This window comes from Paenibacillus sp. MMO-58 (assembly GCF_037146255.1).
GTDB lineage: Bacteria > Bacillota > Bacilli > Paenibacillales > Paenibacillaceae > Pristimantibacillus.
Genome location: NZ_JBBCVY010000024.1, coordinates 1 through 14,308, shown reverse-complemented (window position 1 = coordinate 14,308; position 14,308 = coordinate 1). Strand labels below are relative to the sequence as shown.

15 protein-coding genes are annotated in these 14,308 nt (G+C 51.8%); 10 read left to right on the top strand and 5 right to left on the bottom strand.

All coding sequences use genetic code 11. From position 1 onward, the window contains the following. Positions 1-33 precede the first annotated feature (33 nt). Positions 34-579 (bottom strand): hypothetical protein, encoded by a 546-nt coding sequence (locus WFJ73_RS32590; protein ID WP_336776911.1) that lies wholly within the window; start codon positions 577-579, stop codon positions 34-36. Positions 580-677: 98 nt separating this feature from the next. Here WFJ73_RS32590 and ilvA point away from each other — a divergent pair, with 98 nt between their 5' ends. Next, positions 678-1,946 (top strand): threonine ammonia-lyase IlvA, encoded by a 1,269-nt coding sequence (gene ilvA, locus WFJ73_RS32585; protein ID WP_336776910.1) that lies wholly within the window; start codon positions 678-680, stop codon positions 1,944-1,946. A gap of 47 nt (positions 1,947-1,993) precedes the next feature. Here ilvA and WFJ73_RS32580 read toward each other — a convergent pair whose 3' ends face one another. Then, positions 1,994-2,974, bottom strand: a complete 981-nt coding sequence (locus WFJ73_RS32580; protein WP_336776909.1) for an aldo/keto reductase — start codon at positions 2,972-2,974, stop codon at positions 1,994-1,996. 176 nt (positions 2,975-3,150) lie between these two features. Here WFJ73_RS32580 and WFJ73_RS32575 point away from each other — a divergent pair, with 176 nt between their 5' ends. From WFJ73_RS32575 to WFJ73_RS32555, 5 genes are all read left to right on the top strand, one after another. Next, positions 3,151-4,347: a diglucosyl diacylglycerol synthase gene (locus WFJ73_RS32575; protein WP_336776908.1), complete on the top strand. Its 1,197-nt coding sequence runs from the start codon at positions 3,151-3,153 to the stop codon at positions 4,345-4,347. Between the two features lie 39 nt (positions 4,348-4,386). Further along, complete coding sequence (locus WFJ73_RS32570; protein ID WP_336776927.1) at positions 4,387-5,556, top strand: MFS transporter; 1,170 nt, start codon at positions 4,387-4,389, stop codon at positions 5,554-5,556. Between the two features lie 69 nt (positions 5,557-5,625). After that, positions 5,626-6,222, top strand: a complete 597-nt coding sequence (locus WFJ73_RS32565; protein ID WP_336776907.1) for a TVP38/TMEM64 family protein — start codon at positions 5,626-5,628, stop codon at positions 6,220-6,222. A 95-nt stretch (positions 6,223-6,317) separates the two neighbouring features. Beyond that, entirely contained in the window at positions 6,318-6,461 is a 144-nt protein-coding gene (locus WFJ73_RS32560; protein WP_164775623.1) for a hypothetical protein, read from the top strand. 22 nt (positions 6,462-6,483) lie between these two features. Then, entirely contained in the window at positions 6,484-6,780 is a 297-nt protein-coding gene (locus WFJ73_RS32555) for a transposase (RefSeq protein WP_336776906.1), read from the top strand. Between the two features lie 914 nt (positions 6,781-7,694). On the opposite strand, the gene WFJ73_RS32550 is transcribed toward WFJ73_RS32555, so the two are convergent. Both WFJ73_RS32550 and WFJ73_RS32545 read right to left on the bottom strand, forming a co-directional pair. Beyond that, positions 7,695-8,786, bottom strand: a complete 1,092-nt coding sequence (locus WFJ73_RS32550) for an FUSC family protein (protein ID WP_336776905.1) — start codon at positions 8,784-8,786, stop codon at positions 7,695-7,697. 238 nt (positions 8,787-9,024) lie between these two features. Beyond that, entirely contained in the window at positions 9,025-9,801 is a 777-nt protein-coding gene (locus WFJ73_RS32545) for a sporulation protein (RefSeq protein WP_442956012.1), read from the bottom strand. A gap of 224 nt (positions 9,802-10,025) precedes the next feature. On the opposite strand from WFJ73_RS32545, the gene mscL reads away from it, so the two are divergent. From mscL to WFJ73_RS32530, 3 genes are all read left to right on the top strand, one after another. Then, positions 10,026-10,532, top strand: coding sequence for a large conductance mechanosensitive channel protein MscL (gene mscL / locus WFJ73_RS32540; RefSeq protein WP_336776903.1), 507 nt, complete (start codon positions 10,026-10,028; stop codon positions 10,530-10,532). Positions 10,533-10,559: 27 nt separating this feature from the next. Further along, positions 10,560-11,192 carry an NUDIX hydrolase gene (locus tag WFJ73_RS32535; protein ID WP_336776902.1) on the top strand — a complete coding sequence of 211 codons (633 nt, stop codon included), beginning with the start codon at positions 10,560-10,562 and terminating at the stop codon, positions 11,190-11,192. A 763-nt stretch (positions 11,193-11,955) separates the two neighbouring features. Beyond that, positions 11,956-12,222, top strand: a complete 267-nt coding sequence (locus tag WFJ73_RS32530; RefSeq protein ID WP_336776901.1) for a phage holin family protein — start codon at positions 11,956-11,958, stop codon at positions 12,220-12,222. Positions 12,223-12,390: 168 nt separating this feature from the next. Here WFJ73_RS32530 and WFJ73_RS32525 read toward each other — a convergent pair whose 3' ends face one another. Beyond that, on the bottom strand, positions 12,391-12,951 hold the full coding sequence (locus WFJ73_RS32525) for a superoxide dismutase family protein (RefSeq protein ID WP_336776900.1): 561 nt from the start codon (positions 12,949-12,951) through the stop codon (positions 12,391-12,393). A 914-nt stretch (positions 12,952-13,865) separates the two neighbouring features. On the opposite strand from WFJ73_RS32525, the gene WFJ73_RS32520 reads away from it, so the two are divergent. Beyond that, positions 13,866-14,123 carry a hypothetical protein gene (locus tag WFJ73_RS32520; protein ID WP_336776899.1) on the top strand — a complete coding sequence of 86 codons (258 nt, stop codon included), beginning with the start codon at positions 13,866-13,868 and terminating at the stop codon, positions 14,121-14,123. Positions 14,124-14,308 lie beyond the last annotated feature (185 nt).

Sequence of the window (14,308 nt, the reverse complement as noted above, 5' to 3'; positions counted from 1 at the left end):
AAGAAACCTCTGTCACGCGGACAGAGGCTCTTCTTACAGCTGAAGCCGAAGCTTGATGACAATCCGATCCTGCTGGAACTCCATATTGCCGATTGTAATCAGACTGGGAAGCTCAATCGGGACAACGATTCGGTCAAGCCGGTCCTTCCCCAGATCATAGTTCTTCACGGTTAAAGACAAAGGCTCGAAAATCAGATTCGGGGCTTGCCAGCTCATTTTATAAGTAGCAAGCATACCTACCGGCAAAAAATCATGATAAGTCATATTCAAATGAGCAATCAGCCTGTCGCCGTTCACCTCAAAACGCGCACCGTCCAAGGTCATATCCGGGGGCAACGACGCGGGACTGCTTTGCAGCTGGCTTTTGATCAGATTGTTCACATCCGCTTCCGACAGCACGATCTCCGGCTTCAGATTGGCAACCATCTCAACCGCTTTATCCTTTATGGAGACTGGATCATAAGATAAATCGAGCTTTTCCTGGGGAGCAACATAGGATTTGAGCCATAATCCCCCGCCTGCGGCAATGGCAGCAAGCAGCACCACGATAACGATTAACCATTTCAGCCAGCGGAACATTTTGTCTACCTCCTTTTCGCCTACATAACAACAAAGATAATGCTATAATGAATCATCAGTGTTTGTCGAATCGCGACTATTAACGAGGTGACTTTTATATGGAATTTCAATCATCCTATTCCACCAAGATCGGACTTGAAGATATCGTTCATGCGCAAATGCATCTTAAAGATGTCATTACGCGCACGCCGCTGCAATACAACCGCGTTCTCTCCGAGCGTTACGGCTGTAACGTATACCTGAAGCGCGAGGATCTTCAGATCGTCCGTTCGTTCAAAATCCGCGGCGCTTACCATCTCATGCGCTCTCTGCCGCCGGAGCGTCTTGCCGCGGGCGTTGTCTGCGCGAGCGCGGGCAATCATGCCCAAGGGGTAGCGTACTCCTGTCAGGCACTTGGCGTACAGGGCAAAATCTATATGCCAAGCACGACGCCTCGTCAAAAAGTGAATCAAGTCAATTTCTTCGGCGGAGCGTTTGTCGACGTGATCTTGACCGGCGATACGTTTGACGATGCGTATGCCGAGGCCGTAGCCGAATGCGAACGCAGCGGCATGGCTTTCATCCATCCGTTTGATGATCCCAAGATCATCGCGGGCAACGGAACCGTTGGCCAGGAGCTCATGGAAGCCGCGGAGACGGTGCCGGACTACGTGCTTGCGTCCGTTGGCGGAGGCGGCCTGGTAGCAGGTATTGCTTCTTATGTGAAGACGGTGTCCCCACAGACGAAGGTTATCGGCGTTGAGCCGGAAGGAGCCCCGTCGCTTCGCGTCTCCTTGGATGCCGGAGAAGTGACGCCGCTTGAGCATATCGACAAATTCGTAGACGGTGCCGCCGTCAAACGGATCGGCGATCTGACCTTCTCGATCTGCCGCGAGCTGCTCGATGACGTACGAACCATTCCGGAGGGCAAGATCTGTACCACCCTGCTTGATCTGTACAACGAAAACGCGATTGTCGCGGAGCCGGCAGGCGCTTTGCCAATTGCCGCACTCGACATGCTGCGCGACGAAATCGCGGGCAAGACGGTAGTCTGCGTCATCAGCGGCGGCAACAACGACGTCGACCGGATGCAGGAAATCAAAGAGCGCTCGCTCATCTATGAAGGACTGAAGCATTATTTCATGCTTAGCTTTCCACAGCGAGCTGGAGCGCTCCGAGAATTTCTAGATGATGTCCTTGGCCCAAGTGACGACATTACCCGATTCGAATATACGAAGAAGCATAATAAAGACAATGGCCCGGCCCTTGTCGGCATTGAGCTCAAGCAGCGCGAGGACTACGCGGCGCTTATCGGGCGGATGCAGAAGAAAGGCTTCCAGTTCGTCGAACTGAACAAAGACCCTGTCCTCTTTAATATTCTGATTTAATAATAGGCTTTATACGGCGCGCCGACGGCTTACCGCTTGTTGAACTTTTACCAAGCGTAGGCTTTCGGCGCGTCTCCGCCTGGACCCGGGAAAATCTCGTCGATCCGCTTCAGCGTCGACTCGTCTAGCGTCAGCTCAACCGCGCGCAGCGAGCGCTCGAATTGCTCCAGTGTACGCACCCCGATAATCGGTGCCGTAACGGCAGGGTTCGCAAGCAGCCATGCCAGCGATACCAGATCCTCCGGCGCTCCCAGCTCATCGCATAACGCCCCGTAAGCGTCCAGCTGCGGCTTCACTTGCGCGAAGCGCTCGTTTCTTTCGCCGCTTCTGCGGCCGGCTCCACCGTGGCGGTGACTACCGGACAGCAGACCTCCATCCAGCGGGCTCCACGGAATAACGCCAAGACCAAGCGCCTTTGAAGCCGGAAGCACTTCCAGCTCGGGCAGACGGCAAAGCAAATTGTATTTATGCTGTTCGGAGACCAGACCGAGAGCACCTCTCGCCTTGGCTTCCCCTTGCGCCACCGCGATATCCCAGCCTGCAAAATTGCTCGATCCTACATAGCCGATTTTGCCTTGGTGAACAGCCGTTTCGAAAGCTCCCCACAGCTCGTTCCAGTTCACGTTGCGGTCGACGTGATGCATCTGGTACAGCTCGATATGATCCGTCTGGAGACGGCGCAGCGAGCCTTCCAGATGACGGCGAATTTTATAGGCGGAAAGACCTGCTTCGCGGTTTGGACCGTCATAAGGATCATGCATGTCGCCGTATACTTTGGTAGCGAGCACTGTTTTCTCGCGGCGTCCGCCGCCTTTTGCGAACCAGCGTCCCATGATTTCTTCGGTGCGGCCGGAATTCTCGCCCCAGCCGTAAATATTTGCGGTATCAAAAAAATTAATGCCTGCGTCAAGCGCCGCATCCATAATGCGGAAAGCTTCCTTCTCGTCCGTATCAACGCCAAAATTCATTGTTCCCAAGCAAAGCCGGCTTACACGAAGGCCGGACTGGCCCAAATAAGTGTACTTCATCTCCCGATTCACTCCCACTTTGTGAGTTTTCCCTGCTGCGCATGCGGCAACCAAGGAAATTCTCAGAATAAATTTTGGATACATGTCCCATTATACAAAATTAACAAGAGGGAACCAACATGATCACAATGCGTTGACATTGTTCCGCTATACTTGCGGCAGGAGGTGTGCATCTATTGGTTCGTGCTAATAACGGCTATCAGCCCAAGGTGCTGATTTTGTATGCTTCGTATGGAGAAGGCCACTTGCAGGCCGCCAAAGCGATTCGTGACGCACTGGAGGAGGCAGGCAACAACCGCACCGTCATGGTTGATCTGATGGCAGAGTCTCACCCTTGGCTGAACGAGATGACAAGACGCGTGTATTTGAAAAGCTATACGCATATCCCACATTTGTACGGCTGGGTCTACGATGTTACCCGTCCCATGAAGCATAACTCTCTGTTCGGCGGCTTCCTTCACTCCTTCGGCCGCGACAAGATCAAGAAGCTGCTGCAAAAAGAACAACCCGATGCGGTGATACATACCTTTCCTTTCTTCGCGCTGCCTGCCCTTCACCGCCGCCGGCTCAGCAAGACGATCCATCCTGGAGCTTCCATCCCTACCTACACGGTTATTACCGATTTTGATTTGCACCGCCGCTGGGTACATCCCGGCATCGGCCGTTATTTTGTTGCTACCGACGATCTGAAGCAGGAGCTGGGCTCGCTTGGCATCCATCCCGGACGCGTATCCGTTACCGGCATACCGCTTGGGCGCGGCTTTCATAGCACCCTTACTCCTTCCTTTGATCTTTTCGAAAAATACGGGCTTCATCCCGAGCAGCCCGTCATTCTTCTTATGCCTGGCGCGCAAGGCGTCATGCCGGACTGCGATGAGCTGTGCCGCCTTCTCCTTGAACAACATCCACACGCGCAAATAGCGCTTGTCTGCGGGCGTAATAGCTTGCTGAGAACTTCAATCGCCGACCAATTTAAATATCACCCTTCAGCGGACCGCCTTCATTTGTTCGGCTTTGTGGATCAGGTTCATGAGCTGATGTCTCTTGCAACCTGTCTCGTCTCCAAACCGGGCGGAGTCACGCTGGCCGAAGCGATATGGGCCGGGCTACCGCTCTTCCTCTACAGGCCTGTTCCCGGCCAAGAAAAAAAGAATGCCCGTTATCTGCAATCCAAAGGAGCTGCCGCCATCAGCTATGACCCCGAAGGACTGGCGGCAAATATTATAGAGCTAATCCGTAATCCCGATCAGCTGTTGCGCAGCAGAAAAGCTGTACAGCGTCTCCAGACGGAGGAGGCGGCAGCAGGCAGCATTGCCCATCATATTTTGCGGGAATGCGGTTGGAATGCAAAATTTGGTCAACGCTATAGTTAAGGGTGAAATCGTAAAGGGGCCTAACCACTGGTGAAAAATATGGGGATGAGGTTCGGAGCGGAGATGCGGCTCATCTCCGTTATCCTGTTTTTGGTAGAATTCGTAAGGGGCGCGGTGCTGATCAGCCTGCTCCCCATTTATGGAACGAAGGTTCTAGGCTTATCTCTGGATGTTATCGGCATCGCGATTACGGCGCATTATTTGACCGACACGCTGCTTAAAATGGTTATTGGCTATCTGCTCGACCGGTTTTCGATCCGGTTTGTCGTGCGGACAGGCCTGCTGATCTCGCTCGCCGGCGTGTTTCTGATTCAGTTCGCCAACGTAGCCTGGCTGTTTATACTGGCCGCTGCTCTGTATGGCATCGGCATGTCTCCCATCTGGATCGTCTGCCTGACAAAGGTCTCCGACGATAAACGTGCCAGCCAAATGGGCTTTCTGTACACCGTCTGGCTTACCGGGCTAGGCGCCGGTCCTATCGTATGCAATATTTTGCTCGACTATTACGTTAACGGCACGTACTTCCTGCTGCTCATTCTTTCGATCTTTGCGGCGTTTTTGGCCTTTTTCATGAACGGCGCAAAAGCCGGCGGGCAGCAGATCCAGGCCATTCCGTTAAAACGGCAACTTGCTGCCTTAACGGAACGTATAAAAGCTATGCGAATGCTTTTGCCGGGCATGATTCTGCAGACGGCAGGCGCCAGCATGCTTGTGCCTGTCCTTCCAAGCTTCGCGGAAAGCGAGCTTGGCTTTGCGGGCGCGCAATATTCCCTTCTGCTTTCAGCCGGAGGCGTATGCGCTGCAGCCGGTCTTATTCCGATGGGACGGCTGTCGGACAAGCTTGGCGGCAAAAAGTGGTTTCTTATTTTCGGCTTTGCGATTTTTGCTGCCGGGCTCTATATGTTGGCATGGCGGCTTCCGTTTTGGTATTGTTTAGTTATTGTCGTAATTCTTGGTTTGTCTTATGCAGCTATTCTTCCGGCCTGGAATGCTTTGCTTGCGGCTTATGTGCCTCCCAAACAGGAAGGCCTCGGCTGGGGACTGCTGTCGACCGTTGAAGGTCTTGGCGGCATGATTGGCCCTCTGGCCGGAGGAGTTCTCGCTGCGAGCTTTGGCTCTCGCACGGTTATTTGGGTAAGCGCCGTGCTGTTTGGACTCATTGCCCTGCTGTACGTGCTGATTCCGGCAACTAAAATGAACGGCAAATGAGGAAGAACGAACTATTTTCCCGGTTGGGGTTAAGTGGGGTAGGTAACAACCATGCATGTGATGGAGAGCATGAATAATTTGTACGTCCAAATGAAAAGTCTGGACCTTGAGCATTTGCAGCGAACGCTGGAAAGCTATTCGCAATTTGGCATTTTGCCCGGCATTCTGCTGCCGCTTCTCGAATCGTTCCTGCCTTTCCTTCCCTTGATCGTCATTGTAGCGGCTAACGCGAATATTTTCGGGCTGTGGCTGGGCTTTCTGCTCTCCTGGATCGGGGTGTCCATCGGAGCAATCTGCGTATTCCTGATCAGCCGCAAGCTGGGGAAGAACGTAAAGTCCAAAATCGAACGCAGGTTTCCCAAAACCGAACGGTTCTTCCGATGGGTGGACCAAAAAGGCTTTACGCCGCTTTTTCTGCTGGCCTGCTTCCCGTTCTCCCCGTCGTCCGTCATTAATATCGTTTCGGGCTTCAGCAAAATCTCCCTGCGCACCTTTGTTCTTGCGACCGTGCTTGGCAAAGGCGTCATGATTCTCAGCATCTCGCTGCTCAGCTTCAATATCGGCAGCTTCCGCGAGGAGCCTTGGCGCATCTTCGTAACCTGTGCCGTCATTATCGTCATGTGGTTCGGCGGCAAAAAAATCGAATCCCGCTATCATGTGAATTAAGCAGTAATTTGTTCCTCTTGGCCCCGGCAGCTCATACATAACCTCCTTTCGTGGCACACTTCTAAAGGATTAACTGCCGAAAGGAGGATGGCAGCATGTCAGGTGAATGGCCGTCCCATAAACAAGTCGAAGCCAGCAAAGCGCAATCATTAGCCGACCGTACCGGCAAAGGCAAAGAGCAAGCTAGTCGGAAGCAATCTGAAGCCGACGCAGCAGCGGTACCGAAGCACGGATTATAAGCGAAGGAAGGACGAGTGGGCCATGAGCGAGCAAGAGCAGCAGCATAATCAAATGGAGCCGATGTCAGGCGAGCATGTCGAGGTGTCGGGTGTTTATAAAAACGAAATCGGCCGCGTAGAAAAGCTCGAACGCGGCGATGTATTCCCTGCCGATCCGCAGAACGGCAATACCGAATGGGAGCTTGTCGAGCTTGACTTCGACAATCACCACGAGGGCCGTACCGATCCGCGTCTGATTGCAAAAGACGACGATGATGATCCGGAAGCTCATATGCAGCATCCGCGTCGCCATAAGGGTAGCAATAAGACGGATTCTTAGTTTTCGTTTTTTGGCTGCAGGGTGGGAGTAACTTGGGATCGGGGGTGACGGGAATGTATCTCCTTCGGCTGCTGTTGTGCACACTTTGCTTGAACAACATTCAATGTTGCAAAGTGTACACAAAGGCAGACGCTGCGCTCCTCAGGAGATACATTCCCTCTACCCCTTTCCCCTGCGCTGCAGCTGGGCAAAACTCAAAAAAAGACCCCCTCATTTTTTGGATGAGGGGGTCTTTTGGGTCGGCTGCACAATTCGCCGACCACAGGCCACGAGCCAGTGCTGGCGAAATACGCTGAACGATGTCGCACATCGTTAAGGTGGCAGCCGAGCTGCTTTTTTGCTGGGTTGGCGATGTAGCACATCGTTAAGCCAGCGCGAAATTCTGCTTTTTGCCCTCCGCGGGCCATTTTTGCAATCCTTAACGATGTCGTGCATCGTTAAGGTGGCAGCCGAGCTGCTTTTTTGCTGGCTTGGCGATGTGGCACATCGTTAACCTAGCTCGAAACTTCACTTTGGGTCCCTTCGAGGACCCTTTTTGCATTCCTTAACGATGTCGTGCATCGTTAAGTGGGCAGCCGAGCTGCTTTTTTACTGGCTTGGCGATGTGGCACATCGTTAAGCCTAGGAATGCGTGTCATTACGTCCGAAGCACTCTGTAACACGGTTTTCCCCTCTTATTTCGCGCCTTACACCAGTCAGACCATCCATTCACCGCTGTAAGCACGGTTTTTCCATCTTATTTGGCTACTCAAACCCTGCACTCGAGCGGTTCGCACCCTGTAACACGGTTTTCCCCTCTTATTTCGCGCCTCGCACCAGTCTGACCATCTGTCCACCGGCAGCAGCACGGTTTTTCCGGCTTATTTGGCTACTTTAGCCCCACACTCGAGTGCCCGCACGTCAGACAGCTACAGCTACTCCCGAATCGCCGCGGCGTCGGCTTTTTCGGCGCTGCGGCGCTCTTCGGGCTCGCCGTGGGGTCGCTGGATGTGGTCGACCAGCTTTTCTAGGCGGCGCAAGTGGTAGGCATATTCGAACAAGGCGGAGGCGACAAAGATCAGCCGCTTATGCTCGTCCGGGTCCTCGCGGACGTAGTCGGTGAGCTCGGCAACAAGGCGTGCCTCCCGCTCCTCGCCCGGCTCCATGGACATGTTCGGCTTCATCTTGTTCTCGATCTTCAGCACGATCGATTCATGGTACTTCGTCAAATCCTCGATTTGACGGTCGAAGCGAGCGGCCCAATCGCCCGCCTTCGGCGCGGAGAAATAATGCTCCTCTACGACCTCAAGCAAATCCGAACCCTTCTGCAGCGCCTTGATCATCTGCTTGGACACCAGCAGCTGGCGGGCGTGGCTGATTTTTGTGCGGGCCAGTATCTTCCGCTCTTCCTCGAACAGATTATAGCTGTCCTCAAGCTTGCGCAGCGTTTTGTGCAGCTTCGCTTTCTCCTTGCGGTATACCTGTTCCTTCATCTCGTTCGAGATCGCGGTCCGCAGCAGCAGCGACATCTGCGAGAAAGCGTGATGCACCTGCTCGGTGAATTGCCTTCTCGGCCGCGGCGGGAACACAAGCACATTGACGGTAAAAGCCGCTCCCATCCCCGCCAATACCATCAGAAAGCGCTCAAGCGCCACCGTAATTACCTGACCGTGCGCTTCCATAATCGCGACAACCGTCACCAGCGTAACGCCGATGGTTGTCTCCATTTTCAGCCGGATACTAACCAGAATAACTAATATGCATACAAGTCCTACCGCAATCGGCGTTTGCCCAAACAGCCTCATTGCCGCCAATGCCATCGCTGCCCCAAGCAGATTCGTCTGGAACTGATCCAGCACCTGCTGCCAAGAGCGGTAAATGGACGGCTGGATGGTCAGAATGGCTGCGACCGTTGTAATCAGCGGAGATGCAAACCCAAACAATCCGCTCAGGTAGATGGCAAGTGCGACTGCCATGCCTGTCTTGAGCACCCGCGCTCCAATCGTCATACCCAACTTCTCCTTCATGAGCGAGATTCGCCCTTCCTTGTCTTCCCTTTATTATGCCACAAACGCTAAAATAGCCAAGGTTTCCCCCTTATTAACCAAAGAATTGGGGGCTGAATCAAACGGAACGGCAGCTCTCGCCGTTCTTTCTAACCGAATCGTCCTTCATTACCGGATTCACGCAAAAAAGCCCGAAACGCCTCTGCGGAAGCATCTCGGACCAGCCCCGATTAATCGCTATCCCAGCTATACAGCTTAGCTAGATCGTTCTGGCGATCAACTCAGACAGCTGACGGGCAACAGCGGCCGGCCCTGCCTGCAACTGCTCCTCGGTAAATCTGGAGCGTACAAACGTTTCATCCAGGTCCAGTGCTTCCGCAAACAAGCCTCCCAGCCCCCGCGCACGGCGGTCTACCTGAAGCAGCAGCTCCAGCTCGCGATCGGACGAATAGAACATCACCTCCAGCTCATCGAGCTGGCCCCGGAACTGGCTGGTTGGCACAAATTCAAACTCCTGCACGAACGGCATTTCGCCGCCATGCCTCGGGGAATATTCGCATTCCGCCTGGCGCAGCCGGAAGCCAAGAAGATCCAGAGCATGAAACACCGTGTTAATGGCGCTGGTAGGCAGAACATCGATCCGGTCGTTGTCCCCCGGGTCCACGCCGCTACGCACCTCCAGTTCGGTTTTCACCCATACGGGCGCTCTGCCAATCGTAAGCGGCGTTTGATAAGGCAGACGGAAGCTGAAAGGCACTTCCTTGGTCTCACCAGCCTCCAGGGTAAACGGCGCACTCACATGGTAACGCCCGATTTCCCCGTGCTGTCTGAATTTATTGTCGTTGCTCTCGCGGATGTATTCGGTCATGACTGACAATTGAATGGTATCTATGTTTTGCGGAGCGTTTCCCCCTCGAATATTGACTACACCCCGGACCTCTTCGCCAGGTACGTATTGTGACTTTTCAAGAAGCGTATCGACTTTGGCGGAACCAATTCCAATACTGGCCAATAAACGGTTAAACATGTCATCCATCCCTTCAATTATCATTGGATTTAAATGATTGCTTAAGCCTATTACGGCGCATCGGCGAGGGAAGTTGCATTTTTCCAGACGCCCTCCTGGCCCCCAGCACTTTCTATCAGAAGAAAGATCGACTAATATAGTAGAGTAGATTACATAGAGTTTGGTTATAGTAGGAAGTAGAATGCTTTCTGCGCAAGAATCAGCTCCATTGTCACTGTAGGAGGAATTTTATTATGAGAAAAATCATTCAAGAGTTCAAGGAATTCGCCATTAAAGGGAATGTGATCGATCTTGCAGTCGGTGTTATTATCGGCGGCGCCTTCGGCAAAATCGTTACTTCTCTCGTCAACGATATTATTATGCCTCCCATCGGGCGTATGCTCGGCGGCGCGGATTTCAAGGACTTATTCATTAATTTGGGCTCGGACAAGCCTTTGCCGGAAGGCGTTACGATGCACGACATCCATACCCTTACGGATGCGACCAAATACGGCGTAGCCGTTATCGCGTACGGCCAGTTTATTAACGTATTGCTGGACTTCTTCATCGTTGCCGTATGTATTTTCCTACTGGTTAAAGGGATTAATATTTTGCGCCGCATGAAACCCGAAGAAGTCGCTGCGCCGGCGGAGCCGACGGAAAAAGAATGCCCGTACTGCTTGTCCCAAATTCCGATTAAAGCTACTCGCTGCAAGCATTGTACTTCCGTACTGGAAGAAGGAACGGCAACAAGCAGCTAGGATTCGGATAAAAAGGTGGAGGTCCCGATGGCAGAAGAACGCTTCGATATATATGACGAACAGCTTAACCCGCTTGGCACCGCAAGCCGTACCGAGACCCATGCGCTGGGCTATTGGCACAGGTCTTTCCATTGCTGGCTGACGCGCCGCGAGGAGAACCGCCGCTTCGTGCGGTTCCAGCTGCGCCAAGCCGGGAAGGATACCTATCCCGGCTATTACGATATTACGGCAGCCGGTCACCTCTCAGCCGGCGAGACCATGCAGGATGCGGTCCGCGAAATCGAAGAGGAGCTTGGCGTTGCTGCCCGCTTCGAAGAGCTGATTCCTCTTGGCGAGGCACGCAAGGAAATGTTCGGCGAAGTAAAAGGCGTGCCTTTTATCGACCGCGAAGTCAGCGACGTTTTCGCGCTTGTATGCCCATTGCCGTTAGGCGATTTAAAGCTGCAAGCTGAAGAAGTGGCGGCTGTATTCGAGGCCGACGTCGAGTTGATGATCCGGCTTTTCGAGGGGGAGCTGCCGGAGCTGATTTGCGAGGGCGTTGCGTCATCGGCTGATGGTGGCCTATCCAAGGCGACGCGAGCCGTCCGAGCTGCTGAATTCGTGCCTCGGGAACCGAGCTACTACGCATCGATAATGCGGGCTTTGCGGGATTGTACGTAACCGATACGCCGCTTGGGAAACCCGGCTTGCTGACGCTGCTGTCAAAGCTGTCAGAGCGGACTCCCCAGGCCGCTTCCCAGTTCCGGTACCATTGATCAACCATCCCGTGGATATTGTAGAACTCGGTCTGCCTTGTGCAAAGGTCAAAGTTATCGATCTCCGGATTGTTAAACAATCGCGCAGCGGTGGCATGGATACAGCCGTGAACACCGCTGTATTCTATAAACCGGCCAAACTCATCAAGCGAAGGAAATGATCGCGGATTGTAAAGAATCCGGTATAAAGCCTGCTGATTCATGCATGGCGCCTGTAATATGCCAGCCGGCATTTCCGGCCAGCCGGCAACGATCCTTTTGTCATAACCCATACGGTCGAACCAGTTATACACCTTATTGATATAATTTCGGTGGAACCGCAAGAACTGCTCGCCAAACCCGACCGGAGGTATAGTGCCCGGCGTCACATGATGCTGATGATGCCATACTGTATGCTCCTCCATCCATTCCCGCGGGAAGTTTGGGATAATCGGCATTGTCATTCGCCTCCTGTACCATATCTTACATATCGTATGCATAGGCCGATGAATGAGTGTAGAAATGCCCTGTCAGCATAAAAAGGTAAGTGCCGCTATGTCGCCGTTGCGTTCGGGGCTTCATTGCATCGCGCTTTATTTATTGGCCATGCACTGAAGCCCTCTCATTAAGCTCCATAGATTCATAATATAAAGTACGATGATAAAGCGTGGAGCGAAGGAAGTGGCGGTATGTCGTGGGAGGCTATTACGAATCTCATCGATCCCCGATTAATGATTGTTGTGGCAGCCTGCTGGGTAATCGGTTATATGCTGAAGCAGACACCGATCGTGCCGGATTGGACCATTGTGTATGCGGTTACGGCGGTAGCCATCCTCTGTGCCTGTCTCATCTTAGGCTTTCATGTGGAAAGTGTACTGCAGGGTATTTTGTGCGGAGCCTTTTCCGTGTACGGGAGCCAGCTGGTGAAGCAGACGTTTATAAAAAGAAATAAGTGAGAAAACCTCATCGAAGTAATTCGATGATGAGCTACCGCGTATAGAGGTAGGTTTTATCGCCAAATAGAATTTAACATTTTCAGTGTTTAAAAACTAACTGATGAATTCTATTGTGGAGAGGAAAAAGGCACAGCCGTCCGTTGAGGACGGCTGTGCCTTTTTTGTATGTTAGTGCTGGATTACGCCGCAGGCTATGCGGCTGCCAGAATTGCCCGATGGGTCTGTCTTATAGTCGTCCGCTTTTTCATGAATAACAAGCGCGGTTCCAGCCGCTGGAAGCAGCGAGTTTGGCGCCTCTGTGTCGAGCGTTACATTTTTCGAAATAATGTCAGCCTTCACAGTACCGTCTTTGTCTACCGTAATATTCGGCAGATCGCCGTCATGGAAACCTTGCGGATTATCAAAGCCATGCTGTTTGTTCTTCGGATTCAGGTGCGAGCCAGCGGATTCGAAGGACGGTGCCTCGCATTTGCCGACATTATGGAAGTGAATGCCGTGAACGCCTGGAGTAAGGCCTTTAGCCTCCAGCTTCAGATGCACGCCGTCTTTTTCTTCCGTCAAAACGACAGTCCCGATCTGATTGCCTTTCGTATCGATAAAAGCCGCTTTTGCTTCCATCACATGACTGCGAGTGTGGTGACCATGTCCTTGGCTTGCCATTGCTGCACTGGAAAACCCGCAGCTTGCGACGAGGAAGCCAAGCGAACACAGCATTATTGATTTGTTCATGTTATCCTCCTTGGGGCGTAATTTCCAAGTTAGCATTTACCAGGCAGAGGATAAATATTCATTCGTTTCCTAAATAATTTGCTCTATAAATCTATATGGCTATTAATTTATGCGTTTCGACTAAGTCAGTCGTCCATACCTCTCTTGTAAGTCTGAATAGTATATAGCAGACTCCCATATTTTGTATGAGAGTCATTGAAGGGAGGATATTTATATGAGTTGTGGTTGTGGTGGTTTTAATGGAGGGATTAATAGAGGATTTGATGGTGCTCCAAGCATTCTATTCCGTCTCTCACCAGGGGTACGTGTAGACGTGGTATTTGACCACACGGGTCCAAGAGGGCTTCAAGCCACTTTCCTTGGATTTGAAAGGAATTCCGCACTGTTCTTGGTCGATGGTGAAGTCTTGTTCATTAATCCTCGTAGTATTCAAGCAATCTCGCTGCATGCACCTCGAAATCACAGAGACGAATCTAACTTTCTGAGAATGCCTAATTAATAGCTGCGGAATATCACAAATTCCATTCATTCATTAGTAGATTAGCCTTGTCGTATGCTAACAAACTCTCATATTTTGTATGAGAGTTATTGAAGGGAGGATAAAGATATGAGTTGCGGTATTGGCAATAATGGAGGGTTTGATGGAGTTCCTAGCATTCTATTCCGTCTCTCTCCAGGGATACGTGTAGACGTGGTATTTGACCACACCGGTCCACGGGGGCTCCAAGCCACTTTCCTTGGATTTGAAAGAAATTCCGCACTGTTCTTGGTCGATAATGAAGTCTTGTTCATTAACCCTCGCAAAATTCAAGCAATCTCGTTGCATTCACAACGAAATCACAGAGAAGATTGCTAAGTCACAACTAACAAACTCTCATATTTTGTATGAGAGTCATTGAAGGGAGGATAAAGATATGAGTTGCGGTATTGGTGGTATTGGCAATAATGGAGGTTTTGATGGAGTTCCTAGCATTCTATTCCGTCTCTCTCCAGGGGTACGCGTAGACGTTGTATTTGACCACACCGGTCCACGAGGGCTTCAGGCCACATTCCTTGGATTTGAAGGGAATTCTGCACTGTTCTTGGTCGATAATGAAGTCTTGTTCATTAATCCTCGCAAAATTCAAGCAATCTCGTTGCATTCGCATCGAAAGCACAGAGACGATTGCTAAGTCACAAAATCCATTCTTTTATTAGTAGATTAGCCTTGTCGTTTGCTAGCAAACTCTCATATTTTATATGAGAATCATTGAAGGGAGGATAAAGATATGAGTTGCGGTATTGGTGGTATTGGCAATAATGGAGGTTTTGATGGAGTTCCTAGCATTCTATTCCGTCTCTCTCCAGGGGTACGCGT